General features: G+C 71.6%; 23 protein-coding genes. 6 read left to right on the top strand and 17 right to left on the bottom strand.

Annotation, left to right across the window (positions count from 1 at the left end):
• Window positions 1-127: 127 nt before the first annotated feature.
• On the bottom strand, window positions 128-832 hold the full coding sequence (locus tag ACFQ7Q_RS20700) for a TetR/AcrR family transcriptional regulator (RefSeq protein ID WP_383557188.1): 705 nt from the start codon (window positions 830-832) through the stop codon (window positions 128-130).
• A 128-nt stretch (window positions 833-960) separates the two neighbouring features.
• Here ACFQ7Q_RS20700 and ACFQ7Q_RS20695 point away from each other — a divergent pair, with 128 nt between their 5' ends.
• Window positions 961-1,422 carry a nitroreductase family deazaflavin-dependent oxidoreductase gene (locus ACFQ7Q_RS20695; protein WP_383557185.1) on the top strand — a complete coding sequence of 154 codons (462 nt, stop codon included), beginning with the start codon at window positions 961-963 and terminating at the stop codon, window positions 1,420-1,422.
• A gap of 55 nt (window positions 1,423-1,477) precedes the next feature.
• On the opposite strand, the gene ACFQ7Q_RS20690 is transcribed toward ACFQ7Q_RS20695, so the two are convergent.
• Window positions 1,478-2,968, bottom strand: coding sequence for a geranylgeranyl reductase family protein (locus tag ACFQ7Q_RS20690; RefSeq protein WP_383557202.1), 1,491 nt, complete (start codon window positions 2,966-2,968; stop codon window positions 1,478-1,480).
• Between the two features lie 158 nt (window positions 2,969-3,126).
• Between ACFQ7Q_RS20690 and ACFQ7Q_RS20685 the strand changes: the two genes are divergently transcribed.
• Both ACFQ7Q_RS20685 and ACFQ7Q_RS20680 read left to right on the top strand, forming a co-directional pair.
• A complete protein-coding gene (locus ACFQ7Q_RS20685; RefSeq protein ID WP_383557182.1) occupies window positions 3,127-4,491 on the top strand; it encodes a dipeptidase in 1,365 nt (454 codons plus the stop codon).
• 69 nt (window positions 4,492-4,560) lie between these two features.
• Entirely contained in the window at window positions 4,561-5,241 is a 681-nt protein-coding gene (locus tag ACFQ7Q_RS20680; RefSeq protein WP_383557179.1) for an MBL fold metallo-hydrolase, read from the top strand.
• 27 nt (window positions 5,242-5,268) lie between these two features.
• On the opposite strand, the gene ACFQ7Q_RS20675 is transcribed toward ACFQ7Q_RS20680, so the two are convergent.
• The gene (locus ACFQ7Q_RS20675) at window positions 5,269-6,312 is read right to left on the bottom strand and encodes an NUDIX domain-containing protein (protein WP_383557200.1); all 1,044 of its coding nucleotides are present in this window, start codon (window positions 6,310-6,312) and stop codon (window positions 5,269-5,271) included.
• A gap of 205 nt (window positions 6,313-6,517) precedes the next feature.
• On the opposite strand from ACFQ7Q_RS20675, the gene ACFQ7Q_RS20670 reads away from it, so the two are divergent.
• On the top strand, window positions 6,518-6,697 hold the full coding sequence (locus tag ACFQ7Q_RS20670; RefSeq protein WP_383557176.1) for a hypothetical protein: 180 nt from the start codon (window positions 6,518-6,520) through the stop codon (window positions 6,695-6,697).
• Window positions 6,698-6,721: 24 nt separating this feature from the next.
• Here the strand turns inward: ACFQ7Q_RS20670 and ACFQ7Q_RS20665 are convergent, their stop codons facing one another.
• Window positions 6,722-7,675 (bottom strand): ROK family protein, encoded by a 954-nt coding sequence (locus ACFQ7Q_RS20665; protein ID WP_383557173.1) that lies wholly within the window; start codon window positions 7,673-7,675, stop codon window positions 6,722-6,724.
• A 129-nt stretch (window positions 7,676-7,804) separates the two neighbouring features.
• On the opposite strand from ACFQ7Q_RS20665, the gene ACFQ7Q_RS20660 reads away from it, so the two are divergent.
• Complete coding sequence (locus ACFQ7Q_RS20660) at window positions 7,805-8,839, top strand: LacI family DNA-binding transcriptional regulator (protein WP_383557171.1); 1,035 nt, start codon at window positions 7,805-7,807, stop codon at window positions 8,837-8,839.
• A 31-nt stretch (window positions 8,840-8,870) separates the two neighbouring features.
• Here ACFQ7Q_RS20660 and ACFQ7Q_RS20655 read toward each other — a convergent pair whose 3' ends face one another.
• The 6 genes from ACFQ7Q_RS20655 to ACFQ7Q_RS20630 all read right to left on the bottom strand — a co-directional run bounded on the left by ACFQ7Q_RS20655 (window position 8,871) and on the right by ACFQ7Q_RS20630 (window position 15,497).
• Entirely contained in the window at window positions 8,871-10,952 is a 2,082-nt protein-coding gene (locus ACFQ7Q_RS20655; protein WP_383557168.1) for a protein kinase, read from the bottom strand.
• 64 nt (window positions 10,953-11,016) lie between these two features.
• Window positions 11,017-12,306 (bottom strand): DUF6986 family protein, encoded by a 1,290-nt coding sequence (locus ACFQ7Q_RS20650; RefSeq protein WP_383557165.1) that lies wholly within the window; start codon window positions 12,304-12,306, stop codon window positions 11,017-11,019.
• 167 nt (window positions 12,307-12,473) lie between these two features.
• Window positions 12,474-13,436 carry an electron transfer flavoprotein subunit alpha/FixB family protein gene (locus ACFQ7Q_RS20645; protein WP_383557163.1) on the bottom strand — a complete coding sequence of 321 codons (963 nt, stop codon included), beginning with the start codon at window positions 13,434-13,436 and terminating at the stop codon, window positions 12,474-12,476.
• A gap of 58 nt (window positions 13,437-13,494) precedes the next feature.
• A complete protein-coding gene (locus tag ACFQ7Q_RS20640; protein ID WP_383557161.1) occupies window positions 13,495-14,280 on the bottom strand; it encodes an electron transfer flavoprotein subunit beta/FixA family protein in 786 nt (261 codons plus the stop codon).
• A gap of 189 nt (window positions 14,281-14,469) precedes the next feature.
• Entirely contained in the window at window positions 14,470-14,985 is a 516-nt protein-coding gene (locus ACFQ7Q_RS20635; protein ID WP_383557158.1) for a flavin reductase family protein, read from the bottom strand.
• A 197-nt stretch (window positions 14,986-15,182) separates the two neighbouring features.
• The gene (locus ACFQ7Q_RS20630) at window positions 15,183-15,497 is read right to left on the bottom strand and encodes a TlpA family protein disulfide reductase (RefSeq protein WP_383557156.1); all 315 of its coding nucleotides are present in this window, start codon (window positions 15,495-15,497) and stop codon (window positions 15,183-15,185) included.
• A gap of 220 nt (window positions 15,498-15,717) precedes the next feature.
• On the opposite strand from ACFQ7Q_RS20630, the gene ACFQ7Q_RS20625 reads away from it, so the two are divergent.
• Window positions 15,718-16,440 carry a lysophospholipid acyltransferase family protein gene (locus ACFQ7Q_RS20625; RefSeq protein ID WP_383557154.1) on the top strand — a complete coding sequence of 241 codons (723 nt, stop codon included), beginning with the start codon at window positions 15,718-15,720 and terminating at the stop codon, window positions 16,438-16,440.
• A 39-nt stretch (window positions 16,441-16,479) separates the two neighbouring features.
• On the opposite strand, the gene ACFQ7Q_RS20620 is transcribed toward ACFQ7Q_RS20625, so the two are convergent.
• The 7 genes from ACFQ7Q_RS20620 to ACFQ7Q_RS20590 all read right to left on the bottom strand — a co-directional run bounded on the left by ACFQ7Q_RS20620 (window position 16,480) and on the right by ACFQ7Q_RS20590 (window position 23,339).
• A complete protein-coding gene (locus ACFQ7Q_RS20620; protein ID WP_383557152.1) occupies window positions 16,480-17,172 on the bottom strand; it encodes a B3/4 domain-containing protein in 693 nt (230 codons plus the stop codon).
• A gap of 13 nt (window positions 17,173-17,185) precedes the next feature.
• Window positions 17,186-17,764 (bottom strand): transglutaminase domain-containing protein, encoded by a 579-nt coding sequence (locus ACFQ7Q_RS20615; protein WP_383557149.1) that lies wholly within the window; start codon window positions 17,762-17,764, stop codon window positions 17,186-17,188.
• An 83-nt stretch (window positions 17,765-17,847) separates the two neighbouring features.
• A complete protein-coding gene (locus ACFQ7Q_RS20610; RefSeq protein WP_383557197.1) occupies window positions 17,848-18,927 on the bottom strand; it encodes a threonine aldolase family protein in 1,080 nt (359 codons plus the stop codon).
• Entirely contained in the window at window positions 18,924-19,682 is a 759-nt protein-coding gene (locus tag ACFQ7Q_RS20605; protein WP_383557147.1) for an SDR family NAD(P)-dependent oxidoreductase, read from the bottom strand. The genes ACFQ7Q_RS20610 and ACFQ7Q_RS20605 overlap by 4 nt, the downstream gene beginning before the upstream one ends.
• A 29-nt stretch (window positions 19,683-19,711) precedes the next feature.
• On the bottom strand, window positions 19,712-21,118 hold the full coding sequence (locus tag ACFQ7Q_RS20600) for a DUF6421 family protein (RefSeq protein WP_383557144.1): 1,407 nt from the start codon (window positions 21,116-21,118) through the stop codon (window positions 19,712-19,714).
• An 80-nt stretch (window positions 21,119-21,198) separates the two neighbouring features.
• Window positions 21,199-22,209 carry an alpha/beta hydrolase gene (locus tag ACFQ7Q_RS20595; RefSeq protein ID WP_383557142.1) on the bottom strand — a complete coding sequence of 337 codons (1,011 nt, stop codon included), beginning with the start codon at window positions 22,207-22,209 and terminating at the stop codon, window positions 21,199-21,201.
• Window positions 22,206-23,339 carry an LLM class flavin-dependent oxidoreductase gene (locus ACFQ7Q_RS20590; protein WP_383557139.1) on the bottom strand — a complete coding sequence of 378 codons (1,134 nt, stop codon included), beginning with the start codon at window positions 23,337-23,339 and terminating at the stop codon, window positions 22,206-22,208. The genes ACFQ7Q_RS20595 and ACFQ7Q_RS20590 overlap by 4 nt, the downstream gene beginning before the upstream one ends.
• Window positions 23,340-23,422: the final 83 nt, after the last annotated feature.

Below are 23,422 nucleotides of genomic sequence, written 5' to 3'. Positions count from 1 at the left end.
CGAGGGCGACCCTCCGCCTTGCGAGCGCACGCTCCCCCAAGCTCTCGGCTGCGCTCGAGCAGGGGAGACCCCCATGACGCCGCGGGGCCCGCCCTTCGGGCGGACGGCGCTACTTTCGCAACACGCCCTAGGCCCGGGACAGCAGGCCGACGTCCTGGCCCAGCCGGGCGGCGGACGCGGCGAAGAACTCCTCCCGCTCCTCGACGATCCGGTTGAACTGACCGAACACCTCGAACGAGATGAGCCCGAAGAGCTGCGACCACGCGGCGACCAGGGCGACGACGAGCGCGGGCGGCAGATCGGGGGCGAAGTCGGCGGCCATGCGCTCCGCCTCCGGGCGCAGCCTCCCGGGGAGCGGCGGCGGGGCGATGCCGTCGGTGGTGAACGCGTCGCGGGCGATGCCGATGAGGACGAGGCCGACGCGGGAGGCCGGGCCGATGGTGTCCTGCGGGGCGGAGTAGCCGGGCACGGGCGAGCCGTAGATCAGGGCGTACTCGTGCGGGTGTGCGACGGCCCAGGTGCGGACGGCTCGGCAGACCGCGGTCCAGCGGGCGACGGCGTCGGGTGCGCGGTCGGCGTCCGCGGCGGCGAGGGCCTGTTCGGCGGTCTCGCCGACCGCGTCGTACGCGTCGACGATGAGCGCGGTCAGCAGATCGTCGCGGCTGGGGAAGTAGCGGTAGAGCGCGGACGACACCATGCCGAGCTCGCGGGCGACGGCGCGGAGGGAGAGCTTCTGGGCGCCCTCGGCGGCGAGCTGCTTGCGGGCCTCGTCCTTGATGGCGGCGGTGATCTCGATGCGGGCGCGGGCGCGGGCTCCTTGAACGCTGGTCATGGAGAACAGTCTGCCATCTTTCAGAGCACCGCACTGAAACGAGATCAGTGCTCTTGCTTTGGCGCGCCGAGCCGTGCACACTGATCTCAAGCGAGAGCAGTGCTCACACTTTCCCCTCGGAGGTTGCCATGTCCGCTCAGCCCGCCGCCCACGTCATGAAGCCCGGCTGGATCACCGTCAACGTCCTCAACCGGGCCGTCGCCTGGATGACCCGTCGGGGCATCAGCGTCTGGGGCTCGCGCATCCTCGCGGTCCGCGGCCGCAAGAGCGGCGAATGGCGCACCACCCCCGTCAACCTGATGACGTTCGACGGCGCCCAGTACCTGGTGGCCCCGCGCGGCCATGTCCAGTGGACCCACAACATGCGGGCGGCCGGTGGTGGCGAGCTGCACCTCGGCAAGCAGGTGCAGGCGTTCACCGCCGTCGAGCTGCCGGACGACGAGAAGCCCGCCCTGCTGCGTGCCTACCTCAAGCGCTGGAAGGCCGAGGTCGGCGTGTTCTTCGGCGGGGTCGGGCCGGACTCCACGGACGAGGAGCTGAGGGCGATCGCCCCCAAGCACCCCGTCTTCCGGATCACCACGACCTCGTGAACCGGACCGGTCCGGCCGGCCCTGACGCCGGACGGACCCGCCCGACGTCACGACATCACGACGCCTCGGCGTCCCCCGCGCGCTCGGACTCTCCTGCGGCCTTCGAGGCGTCCGACGCGCCCGCCGGACCCGGCGCACCGTCCGAGCCCTTGGTGAGATCCGCGCCGGCCGCCTCGTCCGCGCCCTTCGCCGTACCCACCGCGCCGTCCGCCTCGTCCGCGCCCTTCGCCGTACCCACCGCGCCCTGCGGCTCGGCGGGCCCGGACGCGGCGGCCGGCTCCGTGACGCCACGGCGCGCCGTGCCCGCCTCGGTGTCCAGTCGGCGGTCCAGGAGGTCGAGGGCCCGCCGCGCGATCCCGTTCGAGCGGACCAGGCCGGCCAGCGTGGTCGAACCGCGGGTGATGTCCGTGAAGGCGTTCCAGGCGGGACGCAGGCCCGTGATCGCCGCATGCAGCAGGCCGGGGCTGCGCTCGAAGAGCGCGAGCATCCGCCGCCCGACCGCCATCTCCACGCCCAGACCGGCCTTGATCGCGAACGCGTAGTTCAGCGCCTGGCGGCGCGCGTCGACCGCGTCGTTCGACTCCGCGATCCGTACCGCCCACTCCCCCGCGAGCCGACCCGAGCGCAGGGCGAACGAGATGCCCTCACGCGTCCACGGCTCCAGGAGACCAGCCGCGTCACCGCAGACGAGCACCCGGCCGCGCGACAGCGGCGAGTCGTCACTGCGGCAGCGCGTCAGATGGCCCGAGGAGATCGCCGGTTCGAAGCCCGCGAGCCCGAGACGGGCGATGAAGTCCTCCAGATAGCGCTTGGTGGCCGCACCCTCGCCGCGCGCCGAGATGACGCCGACGGTGAGCGTGTCGCCCTTGGGGAAGACCCAGCCGTAGCTGCCGGCCATCGGCCCCCAGTCGATGAGGACGCGCCCCTTCCAGTCCTCGGCCACCGACGGCGGCACGGGGATCTCGGCCTCAAGCCCGAGGTCCACCTGGTCGAGCTTGACGCCTACATGAGCCCCTATGCGCCCGGCGCTGCCGTCCGCTCCGACGACCGCCCGGGCCAGGAGCGTCTCTCCGTCGGCCAGGACCACGGCGACGGTCCGCCGGTCGGGCACGGCCGGGCCGTGCTGCTCGACACGGGAGACGGTGACGCCCGTACGGAGTTCGGCGCCCGCCTTCTGCGCCTGCTCGACGAGCCCGGCGTCGAACTCGGGACGGTTGATGAGCCCGAAGAGCATCCGGCGCGAGCGGCGCGTCCGGGCGAAGCGGCCGTTCATGGAGAAGGTGACGGCATGCACCCGGTCCTGGAGCGGCAGTTCGAAACCGGGCGGCAGCGCGTCCCGCGACGGTCCGATGATGCCGCCGCCACAGGTCTTGTACCGGGGCAGTTCGGCCTTCTCCAGGAGAAGCACGCGGCGGCCGGCGACCGCGGCCGCGTAGGCCGCCGACGCGCCGGCGGGGCCGGCCCCGACGACGACCACGTCCCAGACGGTCGCGTCCCGCGACTCTCCCGCGCGTACCTCTTCGGCGTCTGCGTTCTCGCTGCTCACGATGTGCTTCTGCTCCTGATCCGACCGACGGTCCATGCTCTTCGGGCATCCTACGGCCCGGTAGGCAGGGCCCCGAGCCGTAGGATCGGCCATACGTTCGCCGTACAACCGATATACGGCAACGTCCTTACAACGTCGCACCCACCAGGAGCGTGCCCATGACCGCCAATCCGATCGCCGAGACCGTCGCCGAGCTGATGCCCCGCGCCAAGGCGGAGCTCGCGGAACTCGTGGCCTTCGAGTCGGTGGCGGACGAGGCCGTGGCCCCGCGGAGCGAGTGCGAGGCGGCCGCGAACTGGGTCGCGGACGCACTGCGCGCCGAGGCGTTCCAGGACGTTGCGCTGCTCGACACGCCGGACGGTTCGCAGTCGGTGTACGGCGTGCTGCCCGGCCCCGCCGGCGCCCCGACCGTCCTTCTCTACGCCCACTACGACGTGCAGCCGAAGCTGGACGAGTCGGCGTGGGTCACCCCGCCGTTCGAGCTGACGGAGCGCGACGGACGCTGGTACGGGCGGGGCGCGGCCGACTGCAAGGGCGGCTTCATCATGCACCTGCTGGCGCTGCGCGCCCTGAAGGCGAACGGCGGAGTCCCGGTCACGGTCAAGATGATCGTCGAGGGTTCGGAGGAGCAGGGCACGGGCGGTCTGGAGCGGTACGCCGAGGCGCACCCCGAACTCCTCACGTCCGACGCCATCGTGATCGGTGACACCGGCAACTTCCGGCTCGGTCTGCCGACGGTCACCGCGACGCTGCGCGGCATGACGATGATCCGGGTCCGGATCGACACCCTCGAAGGCAACCTGCACTCCGGCATGTTCGGCGGTGCGGCGCCCGACGCGCTGGCCGCGCTGATCCGGGTCCTGGACACGCTGCGCGCCGAGGACGGCTCGACGGTCATCGACGGTCTGCCGGCCGACGCGGTGTGGGAGGGCCTGCAGTACCCGGAGGACGACTTCCGCGCAGACGCGAAGGTCCTGACGGGCGTCGGCCTGCCGGGCGACGGCACGGTCGCCGACCGTCTCTGGGCCCGTCCGGCCGTCACCGTCATCGGCATCGACTGCCACCCGGTGGCGGGCGCCACGCCGTCGATCCCGTCGACGGCGCGGGCGCAGATCAGCCTGCGGGTGCCGCCGGGCCAGGACGCGTCCGAGGCGACGAAGCTGCTGTACGCGCACATCGAGAAGCGTGTGCCGTGGAACGCCCGGGTCTCCTTCGAGCAGGTCGGTCAGGGCCAGGCGTTCCGGGCGGACGTGTCCAGCCCGGCGTACGTCTCGATGGCGGAGGCGATGCGGATCGCGTACCCCGGGCAGGAGATGCAGACCTCCGGCATGGGCGGCTCGATCCCGCTGTGCAACACGCTGGCGTCTCTCTACCCCGAGGCGGAGATCCTGCTGATCGGTCTGAGCGAGCCTGAGGCGCAGATCCACGCGGTGAACGAGTCGGTGTCGCCCGAGGAGCTGGAGCGCCTGTCGGTGGCGGAGGCGCACTTCCTGCTCAACTACGCGCGCTCGAAGCAGGGTTAAGCGTTCGGCGAAGCTCGCCGAGAGCGTAGAACCATACGGCGGACCTGCGTGGATACGTAGGTTCGCCGTATGGACTTCATCGAGATCACGCCTCGACTGCACATGCTGCACTTCTCGATCGGCCAGGCCTATCTGTGGCGGGACGACGAGGAGTTGACCCTGATCGACGCCGGATGGGTGGACTCGGCGCCGGAGATCGAGTCGGCGATACGGGGTGCGGGGCTCGACCCGGCCGCCCTGCGCCGGATCGTTCTCACCCACTGCCACCGCGACCACGTCGGCTCGGCCCAGGCCCTCTCCGACCGGTTCGGCGCCGAGATCGTGGCGCACCGTCTCGACGCCCCGGTGATCCGGGGCGAGGCCCCGGTCCCCGATCCGGTCCTGCTCGACTGGGAGATCCCGCTGTACGAGCACGGTCTGACCGTCCCCATGGCGCCACCGACCCGGGTCGACCGGGAGGTGGAGGACGGGGAGGCCCTGGGATTCGGGGACGGGGCGGTGGTGGTGCACACGCCGGGTCACACGCCCGGCTCGATCGCGGTCCACCTTCCGGAGCACGGCGTCCTGTTCACCGGCGACACGGTGGCGTCGGTGGGGGGCGTGATGTTCGGTGTGTTCCATGTGGACCGCGGGCGGGCCATGGAGTCGATGCGGCGCATGGCGGAGTTGAAGCCGTCGGTCCTGTGCTGTGGGCACGGGGACCCGGTGACGACGGACACCGCCCGTCAACTGGCGGAGGCGGCCGCGTAGTCGGTCTGCGGCGGGGTGGCATCGCCCTCAGCCGACCGGCACGCCTGCCTCCAGGTTGAGCACGGTCCCGCGTTCACGGGCGCGCAGGGCCCAGCGGAGGCGGCGGTAGCGGACCGGGGGCAGCAGTTCGGCCGCCTCCTCCTCGGTGACGAAGCGCCAGCCGCGGAGCTCGGCGCCGGGCAGGAGGAGCCGGTCCGCGTCGGCGGCCGGCAGTCGGCCGCCGTCGAAGAGGAGTCGCAGGCCGCCGTAGCCCGGAGGCTGTGGACGTTCCCAGTCGACGAGCAACAGGCGGGGTACGGCGTCGAGTTCGATCCCTATCTCCTCGGCGACCTCGCGCATCCCGGCCCGTGCGGGCGGTTCGCCGGCCTCGACGACTCCGCCGGGGAACTCCCAGCCGGGCTTGTAGGTGGGGTCGACGAGCAGGAAGCGGTCGTCCTCGTCGAAGAGCAGCACGCCGGCGGCGAGCGTCTCGCCGCTGGGTTCGGGGGTCTGGACTATGCCACAGGGTGCGGCCTCGCCGGAGGCCACGGCCTCGGCGATGGCGGTGGCGGCCTCGGCGGGGGTGAGTGCGGAGGTGTCGACGACATGCGCGTCGGCTGCCAGCCAGTCGTGCAGGGCGGTGCGGTAGGGCTCGATGCGGTCGAGGGACCACTGGCGTACGCGCTCCAGTGCCTGAGGGTCCGAGTCATCGGGTGTACGGCCCCGGATCCGCGCGCGCAGGATCGTTTCATCCGGGGCGAGCAGGACGTGCCGGACCTGGATGCGCCGGGCGGCGAGCCCCCCGAAGATCTCGTCCCGGTACTCCTGGCGCAGGAGGGTCATGGGGACGACGAGCACGCCGCCGACCTCGGCGAGCAGGGCTGCGGCGGCGTCCACGACCAGTCGCCGCCAGATCGGCAGGTCCTGATAGTCGTCGACCTCGTCGAGCCGCTTCTCCGGCAGCAACCGGCCCATCGTGGAGCCGATGATCTCGGGGTCGTACAGCGTGCTGTTCGGGATCAGATCGACCAGCTCGCGCGCGGTGGTGGACTTCCCCGCACCGAACGTCCCGTTGATCCAGACGATCACGATTCCCCCTCTTCGATAGCCCACAGTGGCTTGCCCGCAACACCCTGCCACGGAAACCCCCGGGCGGAACCGGGGGGCGCCGGGTCGGCGTGGAGAGGGGTGGGTGCACGGCTGTGAGACGCCTCACTCCACGAACGCGCGTACGGGCCGGTGCGTAACACTTCGAGACCGGGCGTCGTTGGACCGGCGAGGCAAGGGGGGTGCGGAGATGAGCCGTACGGTATTGCAGTGGTTTCCCGCGGGAGGCCCGCGAGGCAGCTGGCCCGCCGAGGAGTTCGCCAGCGCCCGCCGGGACGAAGGGCTCCCGGCGGAGGTCGTGATGGACCTGGAGTCCGACGCTTTCCTGGTGATCGTGGAGCAGAGGAGGCCGGAGCCGGTGGGCGGTTGACCGCGTCGGGCCGATGACGCGCCGTCAGCGGCCCACCCGGGGCGCTCCCCCGGGGATGCGGGCGGCGGCCGCCGCGGCTCCGAGCAGGCCCGCGTCCGTGCCGGTGAGCGCCGGGACGACGACGAGGTCGCGGACGAACGACAGCGTGGCATAGGCCCTCAGGCTGCGCCGGAGCGGGTCGAACAGCACGTCTCCCGCACCCGCCACTCCCCCGCCCACGACGGCGATGTCGATCTCGACCAGGGTCGCGGTGGCGGCGATGCCCGCGGCGAGCGCCTGGGCGGCGCGCTCGAAGGAGGCCACGGCGATCGGATCCCCGGCCCGGGCGGAGGCGGCGACCGCCGCGGCCGAGGTGTCGCCGTCGAGGCCCGGCCGCCAGCCTTCGTCCAGGGCTCGACGGGCGATGTGGGGCCCGCTGGCGATCCGCTCGACACAGCCGCGGCCGCCGCAGGCGCACGGGTCGCCGTCCAGGTCCACGCTGATGTGCCCGATGTGACCGGCGTTGCCGGTGGGGCCGGGGTGTACGCGACCGTCGAGCACCAGGCCACCGCCCACCCCGGTCGAGACGACCAGGCACAGCGCGTTGTCATGGCCGCGGGCCGCACCCTGCCAGTGCTCGGCGGCGGTCATGGCGACGCCGTCGCCGACCAGGGTGACCGCTCGCCCGCCGGTCGCCTTGCGGACCCGCTCGACGAGCGGGAAGCCGCGCCAGCCGGGCACGTTGACCGGGCTGACGGTGCCCGCCGATGCGTCCACCGGCCCGGCGCTCCCGATGCCCACCGCGTGCGCCGACTCCCACAGCGGCGAGGCCGCGAGGTCCTCGAGCACCGCCTCGACGGCGCGCATCACCGTCTCGCCGTCCTCCTGGGCGGGGGTGGGCCGCTGGGCCCGTACGAGAATCGCGCCGTCGCCGTCCACCAACGCGCCGGCGATCTTGGTGCCGCCGAAGTCCAGGGCGACAACGAGGTCATTCTGCATGTGCGCGGTGTCTCCAGAAGGGGCGGGAGCGGTCGATCGCTGTGACCTACAGTCTCCCTTGCTCTGACAACGTTGTCCAGGCCCTATGCTCGGACAAGACAGAGACGAGACGAAGGAGATCGACTCACCGTGGCCGACACCGCCCGCCGCCCCGAGCACCGTTACGGCAATCGGCCCACGATGAAGGATGTCGCCGCCCGGGCCGGCGTCGGACTCAAGACGGTCTCACGGGTCGTCAACGGCGAACCGGGCGTCACCCCCGACACCGAGCGCCGGGTCCAGGAAGCCATCGACTCGCTCGGCTTCCGGCGCAACGACAGCGCCCGCGTGCTGCGCAAGGGCCGCACCGCCTCCGTGGGCCTGGTTCTCGAGGACCTCGCCGACCCGTTCTACGGTCCGCTCAGCCGCGCCGTCGAGGAGGTGGCCCGAGCCCATGGGGCGCTGCTCATCAACGGCTCCAGCGCGGAGGACCCGGACCGGGAGCAGGAGTTGGCCCTCGCGCTGTGCGCCCGGCGCGTCGACGGGCTGATCGTGATCCCGGCGGGCACGGACCACCGCTATCTCGAACCGGAGATCAAGGCGGGCGTGGCCACCGTCTTCGTCGACCGCCCGGCGGGCCGGATCGACGCCGACGCCGTCCTGTCGGACAGCTTCGGAGGCGCTCGCGCCGGGGTCGCCCATCTGATCTCCCACGGCCATCGCCGGATCGGCTTCGTCGGCGACCAGCCGCGCATCCACACCGCGACCGAGCGGCTGCGCGGCTATCGCGCGGCGATGGAGGACGCGGGTATGGCCGTCGAGGAGTCCTGGGTGTCCCTGGGCCCGACGGATCCGGACCGGGTACGGGAGGCGGTCACCGCCATGGTGTCGGGGCCCGAGCCGGTCACCGCGCTCTTCGCGGGCAACAACCGGGTGACCGTCACCGCCGTCCGGGCCCTCGCCGGCCGCGAACGCCCGGTCGCCCTGGTCGGGTTCGACGACATCGAGCTGGCCGATCTGCTCGGGATCACCGTCATCGCCCAGGACGCGGCGGCGCTGGGCCGCACCGCGGCGGAACGGCTCTTCCGCCGTCTGGACGGCATCGACGACGCGCCCGCCCAGGTGGTCCTGGAGACCCGGCTGATCGCGCGCGGCTCGGGCGAGATCCCGCCCCCGCCCGCGTAGCCGGGGCGCGGGCGGTGTCCGGCGCCTGCGGTCAGCAGACGGGCAGGCCCGGCAACGGCGCGTCGTTGTCGCCGCCCTTGATGTACACGACGCTGACGTAGACGTTCGTGTTGCCACTGTCGTCGTCCGTCCTGGCCCACCAGACGTTCGTCCACTGCCCGTACGTCTCGCGTCGGCCGAGATCGACCTGGCAGTAGAAGTAGTTGGTGCCGGCGTTGAGGATCCCCATCTCACCGCCGTCGTGACGGTACGACTTCGCGGTGCGCCACACCTCGCAGTCGTACTTGCCCCCGCCGACGGCGTGGCAGGCGGGCGTGGGCTCGGCGGGCGAGCCGCCGCCGGTCGTGGAGGTCGATCCGCCGCCGGTCGCCGTACCGCCGCCGGTGCCCCCACCGGTGGTGCCGCCGGCGTCGGCGCCGGGCACGGGCGCCTTCGAGGGGGTCGACGGCGTCGGGGTGGCGGGCTTCTTCGTGGCCGGCTTCGAGGGCGTGGCCGACGCGCTCGTCGAGGCGCTCGGGTCCTCCGGGGTGCCCGGGGCGCCCTGGTCGAGGACACGGCCGGGGCCCGTGCCGGAGGCCGTCGGCGATCCGCCGTCGGCCAGCTGCTTCTGCTCCGAGCCACCGTCGCGGTCGGTCAGCGCGTACGTCACACCGCCGCCGACCAGCAGAACGCCGGCGACCGCCGCGGCGACCAGCGCCGGCGTACGGGACTTCCGCGGCGACCGCGGGCCCTGGGTCTGCGTCGGCGCCGGGGCGGCCTGCTGCCCGGCGGGCTGCGCGTAGGGGGAGGGCACCGCCGGATGACCGTCCGGCCCGGGTGTTGCGGCGAGTCGGCCGTCCGGCCCAGGTACGGCGGCGGGTCGGCCGTCCGGCGCGGGTGCGGCGGGTCCGAAGGCCCCGGCCGCATGCGGCTGCGCGGGCCCGAATCCGTCCGCCTGATGCACCCCCGCCGGCCCGTGGCCCTCGGCCGCGGGCCCGAATCCACCCACCGGGCCGAAGCCTCGGGGCGCGGAGCCCGGAGAGGCCGGCCCCTCGGACCCGAAGCCCTGAGCCGCGACACCGCCCGGCGTCCCCACGCCCGCCGGGCCGAAGCCCTGAGCCGTCGCCCCTTCGGATCCGAAGCCCTGCGAGACGGCGCCGGCTCCCGGCGCCACGCCCGCCGCGCCGACCGCGCCGCCCGCCGGACCGGTCCCCTCGGTGCCGAGTCCCCGCGTCGCGGCATCCGGGCCGTGCGGCACGGTGTCGCGTTCGGTCGGTGTGCCGAGGTGGGTCGGCGCGGCGCCCTGGGCCACGGCCGTCAGGAGGCGGGCCGCGGCGCGGGCGTCGGGGCGTCGGGTCGGGTCCTTCTCCATCAGCTGCCGGAGTACGGGACCGAGCGGGCCGGCCCTGTGGGACTCCGGGAGCGGTTCCACGACGATGGCGTTCAGCGTCGACCAGGTCGACGTGCGGCGGAAGGGTGAGGAACCCTCGACGGCCGCGTACAGCGTGGCGCCGAGCGCCCAGACGTCCGAGGCGGGGCCGGGCTGCCGCCCCTGGGCCCGCTCGGGCGCCAGGTAGTCCAGCGAGCCGACGATCTCCCCGCTGCGGGTGAGGTGCGTGGTGGAGCCGTCGCCGGGGTCGTCCATCGCGGCGATCCCGAAGTCGGTGAGGACGACCCGCCCTCCCTTGTCGAGGAGGATGTTGCCGGGCTTCACGTCACGGTGGAGCACACCGACGTCATGGGCGGCGGCGAGCGCCTCCAGGACAGCGGCGCCGATCGTGGCGGCCTCTCGCGGCTCCAGGACCCCGCGTTCACTCAGGACGCCGTCGAGCGACGGCCCGTCGACGAACTCCATGACGATGACGGGGCGGCCCTGATGTTCCGTCACGTCGTGGACGGCGATGACCCCGGGGTGGCGTACCCGGGCCGCCGCTCTGGCCTCACGCTGCATCCGCAGACGCAGATCGGCCAGTTCAGGGCCTGACGAGTCGTTGTACGTCCGCAGTTCCTTGACGGCCACCTCGCGGCCCAGGACCTCGTCGACGGCGCGCCAGACGACGCCCATCCCGCCCCGGCCCAGCCGGCGCACGACTCGATAGCGGCCGGCCAGCCGTTCGTTCTCCCCCGAAGACACCGCTGCCCCGTTCTCTGTCACGTGCGATGAACGCGTACAGAGTACGGGGCGGGGGTGTCGGCCGTTACTGAGCCGTGGCCGTGAGGTCGCCGCGGCGCGGGGCCGAGAAGCGGTCGAGGTCGGCGCGGGTCAGGCCGGTGAGGGCGTCGACCTCGGCGGTGTCGAGGGCGCCGCAGTCGATGCCGCGCAGCAGGTAGGAGCTGAGCGCCTTGGCGGTGGCGGGCTCGTCCATGACGTCGCCGCCCGCGTGGTTGGCGTAGGCGGAGAGGCGCTTGGCGGCGGCCTCGAAGCCCTCGCGGTAGAAGGCGAAGACGGCGGCGTAGCGGGTGGGGATGTGGCCCGGGTGCATGTCCCAGCCCTGGTAGTAGGCGCGGGCCAGGGCGCGGCGGGTGAGGCCGTAGTGCAGGCGCCAGGCCTCGTGGACGTGTTCGGTGGAGCCGACCGGGAGGACGTTGGTGGAGCCGTCGGAGACCCGTACGCCCGTACCGGCGGCGGCGACCTGCATGATCGCCTTGGCGTGGTCGGCGGCCGGGTGGTCGCTGGCCTGGTAGGCGGCGGAGACGCCCAGGCAGGCGCTGTAGTCGAAGGTGCCGTAGTGCAGTCCGGTCGCTCGGCCCTCGGCGGCGCCGATCATGCGGGCGACGGCGGCGGTGCCGTCGGTGGCGAGGATGGACTGGCTGGTCTCGATCTGGATCTCGAAGCCGAGGCGGCCGGCGTCCAGGCCGTGGGCCTTCTCGAAGGCTTCGAGGAGGCGGACGAAGGCCGAGACCTGCTCCGGGTAGGTGACCTTCGGAAGGGTGAGGACGAGGCCGTCGGGCAGGCCGCCGTTCTCGATGAGTCCGGTGAGGAAGATGTCGGTGGTGCGGATGCCGCGGTCGCGTACGGCGGCCTCCATGCACTTCATCCGGATGCCCATGTACGGAGCCGCGGTGCCCTTGTCGTACGCCTCCGAGATCAGCCGGGCGGCGCGGGCGGCGTCGTGGTCCTCGTCCTGGCCCGCGTAGCCGTCCTCGAAGTCGACGCGGAGGTCCTCGATGGGCTCGCGCTCCAGCTTGGCCCGTACGCGGCCGTAGACGTCCTGGGCGAGGTCGTCGGAGAGGCCGAGGACGGCGGCGAAGGAGTCGGCGTCGGGGGCGTGCTCGTCGAGGGCCGCGAGGGCCTGGTCGCCCCAGGAGCGGATCGTTCCGGCGTCGAAGACGTTGCCGGGGACGTAGACGGTATGGACGGGCTGGCGGGTGCCCGGGTCGCCGGGGTAGCGCCGGTCGAGCTCGGCGTCCACCGCTGCGAGGGAGGCGCTGATGCCCTCGCTGACCGCTCCGGCGAGGCTCGTCGACACCTTCTCCTGCTGACCCATCCCACATCCTCCTATTTTCCGCTTCACGGAATCAACAATCCGTATAGCGAAGTTAGTAGTCCGTCGGGACCTGCGTCAATGGTTGTCCGAAACGGCCGGGGGCCGCGCGGTGATCATCACCACGCGGCCCCCGGACCGTACAGATTCGCAGGTCAAGCCTGCGGAGGTCAGCCCTTGCGGGACTTGACCTCCTCGGTGAGCTGCGGGACGACGTCGAAGAGGTCGCCCACGACGCCGTAGTCGACGAGGTCGAAGATCGGAGCCTCGGCGTCCTTGTTGATCGCGACGATGGTCTTCGAGGTCTGCATACCCGCGCGGTGCTGGATCGCACCGGAGATACCGGAGGCGATGTACAGCTGCGGCGAGACCGACTTGCCGGTCTGGCCGACCTGGTTGGAGTGCGGGTACCAGCCGGCGTCCACGGCGGCGCGCGAGGCGCCGACGGCGGCACCGAGGGAGTCGGCGAGCGCCTCGATGATCGCGAAGTTCTCGGCGCCGTTGACGCCACGGCCACCGGAGACCACGATCGCGGCCTCGGTCAGCTCCGGACGGCCGGTCGACTCGCGCGGGGTGCGCGCGGTGACCTTGGTGCCGGTGGCCAGCGCACCGAAGGAGACCGCGAGGGCCTCGACGGCGCCGGCGGCCGGGGCGGCCTCGACGGGGGCCGAGTTCGGCTTGACCGTGATGACCGGGGTGCCCTTGGAGACACGGGACTTGGTGGTGAAGGAGGCGGCGAACGCGGACTGCGTCGCGACCGGGCCCTCGTCACCGACCTCCAGGTCGACGGCGTCGGTGATGATGCCGGAGCCGATGCGGACCGCGAGGCGGGCCGCGATCTCCTTGCCCTCGGCGGAGGACGGGACGAGCACGGCGGCCGGGGAGACGGCCTCGTACGCGGCCTGCAGCGCGTCGACCTTCGGGACGACGAGGTACTCGGCGAACTCGGGGGCGTCGGCGGTGAGGACCTTGACCGCGCCGTGCTCGGCGAGTGCGGCGGCGGTGTCGGCGGCGCCGTTGCCCAGCGCGACGGCGACGGGCTCGCCGATGCGGCGGGCCAGCGTCAGCAGCTCCAGGGTGGGCTTGCGGACGGCTCCGTCGACGTGGTCGACGTAGACGAGAATCTCAGCCATGGGGATTCAATCTCCTGCGAACGAAAAGGGGGCGGACTTCAGCGGCTCGCGCGAGCCCTTAGATGAACTTCTGGCTCGCGAGGAACTCGGCCAGCTGCTTGCCGCCCTCGCCCTCGTCCTTGACGATCGTGCCCGCGGTGCGCGCGGGGCGCTCGGCGGCGGAGTCGACCGCGGTCCAGGCACCCTCGAGGCCCACCTCGTCGGCCTCGATCTCGAGGTCGTCGAGGTCCAGGGACTCCACCGGCTTCTTCTTGGCGGCCATGATGCCCTTGAAGGACGGGTAGCGGGCCTCGCCCGACTGGTCCGTCACCGAGACGACGGCCGGAAGCGAGGCCTCCAGCTGCTCCGAAGCGGTGTCACCGTCGCGGCGGCCCTTGACGACGCCGCCCTCGATGGAGACCTCGGAGAGCAGCGTGACCTGCGGGACGCCCAGACGCTCGGCGAGGATCGCCGGGAGGACACCCATGGTGCCGTCGGTGGAGGCCATACCGGCGATGACGACGTCGTAGCCGGTCTTCTCGATGGCCTTGGCGAGCACGAGCGAGGTGCCCATGACGTCGGTGCCGTGCAGATCGTCGTCCTCGACGTGGACGGCCTTGTCGGCACCCATGGACAGCGCCTTGCGCAGCGCGTCCTTGGCGTCCTCGGGACCGACGGTGAGGACGGTGACCTCGGCGTCGTCGGCCTCTTCGGCGATCTGGAGCGCTTGCTCGACCGCGTACTCGTCGAGTTCCGACAGCAGGCCGTCGACGTCGTCGCGGTCGACGGTCAGGTCATCGGCGAAGTGCCGGTCGCCAGTGGCGTCGGGCACGTACTTCACACAGACAACGATCCTCAAGCTCACGCCGGCTCTCCTACTGCATCGTCATAACTGGGCTGCCTTGTTGCTCGCAGCATAGGCGCCTGAAGGGCGGGTTTCCGGTCGGGGCGCCCTACGCCCCGACCGAAATATTACTCGCCAGTACACCCAGTCCGTTACCAGTAAGCAAGCGCTCAGGCGTGTGACCTTGCCAACGCTCAGGTAAGGGAACCCTCAGTCACGCAGAGCGTTGAAGCGACCCTGGTGATAGAGGAGCGGCCGACCCACCCCGCTCGGGTCCCCGGCGACGACCTGGGCTATCACGATCCGATGATCCCCGGCCGGGACGCGGGCCACCACCCGGCAGACCAGCCAGGCCAGTACGTCGTCCAGGATCGGGACGCCCTCGGGTCCCACGCTCCAGCGCGTGGGACCGCCGAACCGGTCGGCGCCGCTGCGGGCGAAGGTGCCCGCCAGCTCCTGCTGGTGCTCACCGAGTATGTGGACGCCGATGTGCTCGGCCTCGGAGATCACGGGCCAGCTGGAGGAGGTGGTGCCCACGCCGAAGGAGATCAGCGGAGGTTCCGCGGCGACGGAGTTGAGGGAGGTGGCGGTGAAGCCGACGGGGCGTTCCCCGTGGGCGGTGATCACCGCGACACCGGCCGCGTGCTGCCGGAAGACGGAACGGAGGAGATCGGGAGAGGCCTGCCGCGGGGCGCCGACGGTGCGGAGCTCGGGCGAGATCGTCATGGAGTTGTCCTTCTGCGAGGGCATCGTGAGAGGGGTCCGTGGCTTCTCAGACGCCCGGACAGCGCGCGCTCGCGTTGCGGGCCAGGTCCACGTGGGCCCGCCCGTAGAGAAGGATTTCTGCAGGCACCTCGCCAGACTGACGATCGTTGGCGGGTGCAGTCAAGTGCGTACCGGGATGTGGGAGAAGTGTCACCGCGTCAGACGGCGCGCCCCAGCGCGGCGATGACGTCCGCGCGGCGGGGCTGTCCGGCCGCCCGGACGACGATCCGCCCGGTACCGTCGAGAACGAGCACGGTCGGGGTCCGTACGATCCCGATCTCGCGGACGAGGTCCAGCCGCTCCTCCGCGTCGATCTCCACATGGCCGACGCCCTCGATCATCTCCGCCACCTCGGACAGGGTCCGACGGGTGGCGCGGCAGGGCTGGCAGAAGGCCGTGGAGAACTGCACGAGGGTGGCCCGCTCCCCCAGTTCGGCCCCGAGCCGGTCGGCGCCCAGCCGCTGTTCCGTCATATCCCGCTCCCTGCTCTCCACTGCACCCTCCAGCGTTCCACGTCACCGTTCGATTCCCGCCACGGCCACCGGGCGTGACGAGAATCTCCCCGTACGAAGCCGTCAGGACTGGTCACCACGGCCCACATGGGGCACGATCTGCCCAAAGCCGAAAACCTACGGCTGCGTAACTTCCGCCGGGAGAACCCTCCCCAGGAACAGAAGAAGGGGTTCCTCTCAGATGGCAGAACTCGTGTATCGGCCGGTCATCGGCGCCGCACTCACCATGTTCAAGGCGCTGGACCTGAAGATCGACACGCAGGGTTCGGAGCACATCCCGCGCACGGGCGGGGCTGTGCTCGTCAGCAACCACATCAGCTATCTGGACTTCATCTTCACGGGCCTGGCCGCGCTGCCGCAGAAGCGCCTGGTGCGCTTCATGGCCAAGGACTCGGTCTTCCGGCACAAGGTGTCCGGTCCCCTGATGCGCGGCATGAAGCACATCCCGGTGGACCGCTCGCAGGGCGAGCACGCCTACAAGCATGCGCTGGAGTCGCTCAAGGCCGGGGAGATCATCGGCGTCTTCCCCGAGGCGACCATCTCGCAGTCGTTCACGCTCAAGAGCTTCAAGTCGGGTGCGGCGCGGCTCGCGCAGGAGGCCGGGGTCCCGCTGATCCCGATGGCGCTCTGGGGCACCCAGCGCGTCTGGACGAAGGGCCGGCCGCGGAACTTCAAGCGCAGCCACATCCCGGTGACGATCCGGGTGGGCGAGCCGGTGGAGGCCCCCGCGGACCAGTACGCGGGCGCCATCACCCGGCGGCTGCGCGAGCGCGTCCAGGAGCTTCTGGAGGCCGCGCAGCGCGCCTATCCCGTACGCCCCAAGGACGCGAGCGACACCTGGTGGGTGCCCGCGCACCTCGGGGGCACGGCCCCGACTCCGGCCGAGGTCAAGGACGCGGGCTGACCGGAAGGCCGGCCCCCCGGCAGGCCACCGGACGAAACGTCACTCCGGGTCGCGGACGGTGATCCGCGCCCCGGGGTTCAGCTTCTCCAGGGATTCGGCGAGCTCGTTGCCCGCGGCGACGAGCTCCTCGCGCGTCATGGGAGTCAGCGACTCCAGCAGGAAGACCGCGTTGACCGTGTCGTCGTCGATCCGCGTGCGCGGCCCCTGGCGCCAGTTCCAGCGCCGGCAGGTGACGCCCGCCTCGTCGCACCAGATGACCTCGCCCGGCTCGGGGTGCTCCACGGTCTCCTCGCCGCCCGCCGTGGTCACGAACGCCTCGTCACCGGTGGCCCGCACGAGCCGCATCTCGCCCTCGATCTTGTCGAGGTCCTCGCCGCCGACCGGGATGAGGTGCGCGACGCTGATCGCGTTGTAGGCGTCGACGAGTCGGTTGATCCGCGGCAGCCCGCCGTCCGCGAGCGCGCGCTTGGCCAGGGCCTCCGCGGAGTTGCGGGTACGGGAGGGCTTGGCGCCGAAGGCGGAGTACGCCGCGCGCCAGGCGGCGACGTGCGGGTCCTTGTCCGGCGCCTGCCCGGCGAGCCGCTCGGCCAGACGTCGGGCCGCGTCGTCCAGCAGAGCCGAACTGACCTCGTCGCTGGGGCCGTTGACGAGTCCGTGGGCTTCGATCGCCAGGTGGGTGAAGCCGGGTACGAGGGTGCGCACCTCGTCGGAGACTGTCAGGGTGAGGGGCATCGTCGTCCTTGCGTCAGAGGTCGGTCGGAAGGATCCGCAAGAGTTCCGGGCTGTCCCGCGCCGACCGCATGGCGCTCAGAACTCCCGCATGTGGTGCAGCATACAGCACCAGGTAGTCCACTTCATTGAACTCCGGATCAGGCAGGAAGGCCAACCGTTCCCCCTCCAGGGAGAACTCGGCCTCCCGGCCCGGTTCGCCACCGCGGGGATCCTGCCGATGCCAGGCTTCCGTTCCGGGCAGCCGGATCGCGACCAGCCCGTGGAGCACCTCGAACTTCTGATAGCAGAGCGCCGTCGGGATCGACTCGGCGCGCAGCAGCGCGGCGAGCGCGTGCGCCTTGGCATGACAGATCCCGGTGCGCCGCGCGAGGACGTCGGAGGCGCGCCAGGTGACACGGAGGTCGCCGGTGTCGCTCGAGTGCGGGATCTCGTCCCGTACGTACGCGTACGCCGCCCGGGCGTACGCGTACGGGTCCGGATGCAGGGCGCGCAGCCCGGCGGCGGTCTCGCGCACGACAGGGTGCTCGTGGTCGATCACCTCGTCCGCGGCGAGGTAGGCGGAGAGTTCGGGGTCCTGCTGGATCAGCTCCATAACCGGGGACCCTAGAAAGACGACCGACCGGAAGTCAATGACTTTCCGGTCGGCCGCATACTTATACCTTGTTCGGAGGGGCGCTAGCGCGCCATCTCCTCCTTCAGCGCCTGGAGGAAGGCGTCGACGTCGTCCTCCGTGGTGTCGAAGGAGCACATCCAGCGCACATCGCCGGCGGCCTCGTCCCAGAAGTAGAAGCGGAAGCGCTTCTGGAGCCGGGTGCTCACCTCGTGCGGCAGCCGTGCGAAGACCGCGTTGGCCTGCACCGGGTAGAGGATCTCCACCCCGTCCACCTCCCGCACGCCGGCCGCGAGGCGCTGCGCCATCGCGTTGGCGTGCGAGGCGTTGCGCAGCCACAGGTCCTTGGCGAGCAGCGCCTCCAACTGGACGGAGACGAAGCGCATCTTGGACGCGAGCTGCATGGACAGCTTGCGCAGATGCTTCATGTGGCTGACCGCGTCCGGATTGAGGACGACCACGGCCTCACCGAACAGCATGCCGTTCTTGGTGCCGCCGTAGGAGATGACGTCCACGCCGACCGCGTTGGTGAACGCGCGCATCGGCACGTTCAGGGAAGCGGCGGCGTTGGCTATCCGAGCGCCGTCGAGGTGCACCTTCATGCCCTTGGCGTGGGCGTGCTCCACGATGGCCCGGATCTCGTCCACGGTGTAGACGGTGCCCAGTTCGGTGTTCTGGGTGATCGAGACGACCTGCGGCATGGCCCGGTGCTCGTCCTCCCAGCCCCAGGCCTGCCGGTCGATCAGCTCGGGGGTGAGCTTGCCGTCCGGGGTCGGGACGGTGAGCAGCTTGAGGCCGCCCATCCGTTCCGGCGCACCGCCCTCGTCCACGTTGATGTGCGCGGACTCGGCGCAGATCACGGCGCCCCAGCGGTCGGTCAGCGCCTGCAGGGCGGTGACGTTCGCGCCGGTGCCGTTGAAGACCGGGAAGGCCTCGGCGTTCGGGCCGAAGTGGCTGTGCATGATCCGCTGGAGGTGCTCGGTGTAGTCGTCCTCGCCGTAGGCGATCTGATGACCGTCGTTGGCGAGCGCGATGGCCGCGAGCACTTCCGGGTGGGCTCCGGCGTAGTTGTCGCTGGCGAAGCCCCGGACCGACGGGTCGTGGTGACGACGCGCGTCGGTCCTCGTGGGCAGAGCCGGGGTCACGGCTTGGGGGTCAGCCACAGACGCTGTCCATTCACTTCCTGTGCGGGTCGCTCCCAGACGCCGGCGATCTCGTCGGCCAGATCCGTGACGTCGGTGAAGCCCGCGAACTTCGCATTCGGGCGCTCGGCGCGCATGGCGTCGTGCACCAGTGCCTTGACCACAAGGATGGCAGCCGCGGCCCGGGGTCCCTCGTCGCCCCCCGCCTTGCGGAAGTCGTCGCCCATGGCGAGCGTCCACGCCTCGGCCGCCGCCTTGGCGGCGGAGTAGGCCGCGTTGCCGGCGGTGGGCTTCGAGGCGCCCGCGGCGCTGATCAGCACGTAACGGCCGCGGTCGCTGCGCAGCAGCGGCTCGTGGAAGGCCAGCGAGGTGGACTGGACCGTGCGGATGAGGAGCTTCTCCAGGAAGTTCCAGTCGGCGAGGTCGGTCTCGCCGAAGGAGGCGCTGCCGCGCCAGCCGCCGACGAGGTGCACGAGCCCGTCGATCCGGCCGAACTCCTTCTCCGTCTTGTCGGCCCATTCGCGCGCCGCGCCCAGGTCGAACAGGTCGACCGTGTCGCCGACGACCGTGGCGCCACCGTGGGCGTACCGGGCGGCGTCGACGGCCTCGGCCAGGCGGGCCGGGTCGGCGTCGGCTCCGACGACGATGGCGCCGGCTTCGGCGAGGCGCATCAGCGTCGCCCGCCCGGCCGGACCGGCCGCTCCCGCGACCGCGATGACGGCACCCTCCAGCGGCCCGCCGTTCCCGTTGCCGTTCATGGTCGTCCCCTCCTCCTCCGTGACTGGGTTCACGCGGCAGCCTGCTCGGTCCGCGAAGCGTTCGCGGCGGTGATGCCCTTGGTGGAGGCGATCACGTCCTTGAGCTTCTTGGACAGGGCCTCATAGAACATGCTGAGCGGAAACTCGTCCGGAAGCACGTCGTCGACGAGCTTGCGGGGCGGCAGGGAGAGGTCCAGGGCGTCCGGACCCTTGGCCCACTTCGATCCCGGGTGCGGGGCGAGGTAGGTGGAGACGAGCTCGTACGCCTTGAACCAGTGGACGAGCTTGGGGCGGTCGATGCCCTCGCGGTACAGCTTCTCGATCTCGGCGCAGAGCTGGTTGGTGACCTCGGGGGCACGCTCCCAGTCGATCTTGAGCGTGTTGTCCGTCCAGCGCACCACGTCGTGCTTGTGGAGGTACGCGAAGAGGAGCTGGCCGCCCAGACCGTCGTAGTTGCGGTTGCGGTCACCGGTGACGGGGAAGCGGAACATCCGGTCGAACAGGACGGCGTACTGCACGTCCCGGCCGTGGGTGTTGCCCTCGCCCTCCAGCTTCACGGCCTCCTTGAAGGCGGTGAGGTCGCAGCGCAGCTCCTCCAGGCCGTACATCCAGAACGGCTGGCGCTGCTTGATCATGAACGGGTCGAACGGCAGGTCGCCGTGGCTGTGGGTGCGGTCGTGGACCATGTCCCAGAGCACGAAGGCGGACTCGCAGCGCTTCTGGTCCTCGACCATGGCGGCGATGTCCTCGGGCAGCTCGATGCCGAGGATGTCCACGGCGGCCTCGGTGACCTTGCGGAAACGGGCGGCCTCGCGGTCGCAGAAGATGCCGCCCCAGCTGAAGCGCTCGGGGGCCTGGCGCACGGCGATGGTCTCGGGGAAGAGGACGGCCGAGTTGGTGTCGTAACCGGCGGTGAAGTCCTCGAAGGTGATGCCGCAGAACAGCGGGTTGTCGTAGCGGGTGCGCTCCAGCTCGGAGAGCCACTCCGGCCAGACCATCCGCAGCACGACGGCCTCGAGGTTGCGGTCCGGGTTGCCGTTCTGCGTGTACATCGGGAAGAGCGCCAGGTGCTGGAGCCCGTCCTGGCGGTCGGCGGCCGGCTGGAAGGCCAGCAGGGAGTCCAGGAAGTCCGGCACGCCGAAGCCGCCCTCGACCCACTTGCGCAGGTCGGCGACGAGCGCGCGGTGGTACGCCGCGTCGTGCGGGAGCAGCGGGGAGAGCTGCTCGACCGCGGTCACGACGCGCTCGACCGCACCCTCGGCGAGGGCGCGGGACGGCGCGCCCTCGGTCTCGAAGTCGATGGACCCGTCCTTGCTCTGCCAGGGACGGATCTCCTCCACGGCATTCTTGAGCTCGGGCCAGGCAGGGTGCTCGATCACCGGAGCAGTGGCGAATATCCCCCCACCGGTCACGTCCTGCACAAGAATTTCCGTCATGTCACTTCCTCCACAGGAGAACCTCGCGTCAAGACACCGTATCCGTCCGCGGTTCCTCCAGACAAGAGGAGCAAGAGAAATTATCCTGCGACACCCCCATGGTCACCGCTGATTTTCCTGTCGGAAAGCGTTGAGGCGATCGCATCCCCCGCGCCCGCGAAGGCCCGCGAAGCCGCGCCGAGGTATTCGTGCAGGGCCAGGAAGCCGTGGAACATCCCCGGGTGGTGGTCCTCCGTGACCTCGACTCCCGCCGCGGCCAGGGCGGCGACGAAGGCCCGCCCCTCGTCGCACAGCGGGTCGCAGCCGGCCGTGACCACATGGGCGGGCGGCAGACCGGCGAGCCGGGCGCGCAGCGGGGAGGCGAGCGGATGGCCGGGGTCGCCGTCCGGGCCGAGGTAGTGGTCGCGGTACCAGCGCATATGGGCGGCGGTGAGGTAGTAGCCCTCGCCGTTCGTCCGGTACGAGGCGTGGGTGCCGGCCATGTCGGTGGCCGGGTAGATGAGCACCTGGCGGGCGATCGCGGGGCCGCGGCGGTCGCGGGCGAGCAGCGCGGCCGCGGCGGCGAGGTTGCCTCCGGCGCTGTCCCCCGCGACGACGAGGGCCGCGGGCTCACCGCCCAGCTCGTCGATGTGCGCGGCGGCCCACAGGAGCGCCGCGTAGGCGTCCTCGACGGGGGCGGGGAAGCGGGCCTCGGGGGCGAGCCGGTAGTCGACGGAGACGACGACGGCCCCGGACTCCCGGCACAGGGTCCGGCAGGTGCGGTCATGGGTGTCCAGGCCGCAGAGCACCCAGCCGCCGCCGTGGAAGAAGACCGTGGTCGGGCGGGGCCTCGCGTCGCCCTCGGGGCGGTAGACGCGTATCGGGAGCGGCGGGGCGCCCTGGGGGCCGGGGACCGTCCGGTCCTCCACCGAGCCGACGGCGGGCGGCTCACCGGGCTGCGCGGGGGCGGCGGCGAGCAGCCGGCGGGCCTCGACGGCGTCGGTGACGGCTCCGCCGATGTCCGGGAAGACGGCGGTGAGCAGGTCGACGAAGGGACGGGCCTCGGGGTCGAGCCGGTCGACGGGCGGGCCGTCGGGTGCGGTCTCCGTCATCGTGCGCCCGCCCCCTCGGTGAAGTGCGGGATGACCTTCTCGCCCCACTGACGCAGGGTCTCCAGACACGCCTCCTGCGGCACGGTCCCCATCTGCATCAGACACATGATCTCGTCGGCGCCCGCGTCCCGGAGCCGTTCCACGTAGGCGATGGCGTCCTCGGCGGTGCCGTAGGCGTGGTCGGCGTGGAAGGTGGCCGTGGCGGAGGGGCGCACCGGTATGCGCTGTTCGTGCAGCCGGGCGACGACCTGCTCGGCGGCGCGGCGCATGTCGGCGGCCTCGTCGGCGCCGTCCACCACCGCCTCGTCGGGGATGCCCGCCCCTCCGTACCAGTGGCCGATCGACTGGGCGAAGAAGCGCTGCCCCCGGATGCCGATGCGCCGGGCCTCGGCGCGGTCGTCGAGGACGATCGTGGGGCAGAGGACGGAGAAGTGGTCGTTGACGACGGTGGAGACGTACCGGTCGCCGGTGCGTGCGGCGCGGGCCGCGTCGTAGGCGCGGCGCATCTCGGCGATCGACTCGGGCCCGGCGAAGCCCATCACCAGCGCGCCGATGCCGAGCTCGGCGGCCTGGGTGAGGGTCTCCGTACGGCTGCAGGCGAGGAAGAGCGGTGGATGCGGGGTCTGCCGGGGGCGGGGCAGGATCGGATGCGGATCGATCCTGATCAGTTCGGAGCTGTACTCCAGCTCGTCCTTCTGCCAGGCCCTGCCGATGATTCGCAGCGCGTCCTCGACCTCCTGGGTCGTACGGTCCCGGTCGACCCCGCAGAGCGAGGTCTCCTGCTCGGTGCCGCCTCGCCCGGCGCCGAGGTCGAGGCGTCCGCCGGAGAGCAGGTCGAGCATCGCGGCGCGCTCGGCGACCCGGGCGGGGTGGTTGAAGTTGAACGGCATGCAGACCACGCCGTGGCCGATGCGGATACGGCTCGTCCGGGCGGCGACGTAACTGAGGAAGACCTCGGGGGCGGACATGTGGGCGTACCACTTCAGGGAATGGTGCTCGACGGCCCAGATCCGGTGGAAGCCCATCTCCTCCGCCAGGACGGCCTGTTCGACGCAGTCGTGGATGACCTGGTGCTCGTGCTCCACGGTGGGGTCGGCCAGCTGTGCCTCGAAGATCACGGAGAACTTCACATGCCCTCCAGGGGGTTGTGTCAGGGAGCTGTCCTTGCTTCGATCAGTCATATGACTAGTCGTCAGATCGCGAAGAGGCAAGA

The sequence above is a fragment of the Streptomyces sp. NPDC056527 genome, assembly GCF_042794475.1.
Taxonomy (GTDB): Bacteria; Actinomycetota; Actinomycetes; order Streptomycetales; family Streptomycetaceae; genus Streptomyces.
This window is presented reverse-complemented; position numbering and strand designations above follow the sequence as displayed.

Excerpts from the sequence above, each read along its gene's own strand:
- ACFQ7Q_RS20700 (WP_383557188.1), bottom strand. The coding sequence starts at position 832 with ATGACCAGCGTTCAAGGAGCCCGCGCCCGCGCCCGCATCGAGATCACC.
- ACFQ7Q_RS20695 (WP_383557185.1), top strand. The coding sequence starts at position 961 with ATGTCCGCTCAGCCCGCCGCCCACGTCATGAAGCCCGGCTGGATCACC.
- ACFQ7Q_RS20685 (WP_383557182.1), top strand. The coding sequence starts at position 3,127 with ATGACCGCCAATCCGATCGCCGAGACCGTCGCCGAGCTGATGCCCCGC.
- ACFQ7Q_RS20680 (WP_383557179.1), top strand. The coding sequence starts at position 4,561 with ATGGACTTCATCGAGATCACGCCTCGACTGCACATGCTGCACTTCTCG.
- ACFQ7Q_RS20670 (WP_383557176.1), top strand. The coding sequence starts at position 6,518 with ATGAGCCGTACGGTATTGCAGTGGTTTCCCGCGGGAGGCCCGCGAGGC.
- ACFQ7Q_RS20665 (WP_383557173.1), bottom strand. The coding sequence starts at position 7,675 with ATGCAGAATGACCTCGTTGTCGCCCTGGACTTCGGCGGCACCAAGATC.
- ACFQ7Q_RS20650 (WP_383557165.1), bottom strand. The coding sequence starts at position 12,306 with ATGGGTCAGCAGGAGAAGGTGTCGACGAGCCTCGCCGGAGCGGTCAGC.
- ACFQ7Q_RS20645 (WP_383557163.1), bottom strand. The coding sequence starts at position 13,436 with ATGGCTGAGATTCTCGTCTACGTCGACCACGTCGACGGAGCCGTCCGC.
- ACFQ7Q_RS20635 (WP_383557158.1), bottom strand. The coding sequence starts at position 14,985 with ATGACGATCTCGCCCGAGCTCCGCACCGTCGGCGCCCCGCGGCAGGCC.
- ACFQ7Q_RS20630 (WP_383557156.1), bottom strand. The coding sequence starts at position 15,497 with ATGACGGAACAGCGGCTGGGCGCCGACCGGCTCGGGGCCGAACTGGGG.
- ACFQ7Q_RS20625 (WP_383557154.1), top strand. The coding sequence starts at position 15,718 with ATGGCAGAACTCGTGTATCGGCCGGTCATCGGCGCCGCACTCACCATG.
- ACFQ7Q_RS20620 (WP_383557152.1), bottom strand. The coding sequence starts at position 17,172 with ATGCCCCTCACCCTGACAGTCTCCGACGAGGTGCGCACCCTCGTACCC.
- ACFQ7Q_RS20615 (WP_383557149.1), bottom strand. The coding sequence starts at position 17,764 with ATGGAGCTGATCCAGCAGGACCCCGAACTCTCCGCCTACCTCGCCGCG.
- ACFQ7Q_RS20605 (WP_383557147.1), bottom strand. The coding sequence starts at position 19,682 with ATGAACGGCAACGGGAACGGCGGGCCGCTGGAGGGTGCCGTCATCGCG.
- ACFQ7Q_RS20600 (WP_383557144.1), bottom strand. The coding sequence starts at position 21,118 with ATGACGGAAATTCTTGTGCAGGACGTGACCGGTGGGGGGATATTCGCC.
- ACFQ7Q_RS20595 (WP_383557142.1), bottom strand. The coding sequence starts at position 22,209 with ATGACGGAGACCGCACCCGACGGCCCGCCCGTCGACCGGCTCGACCCC.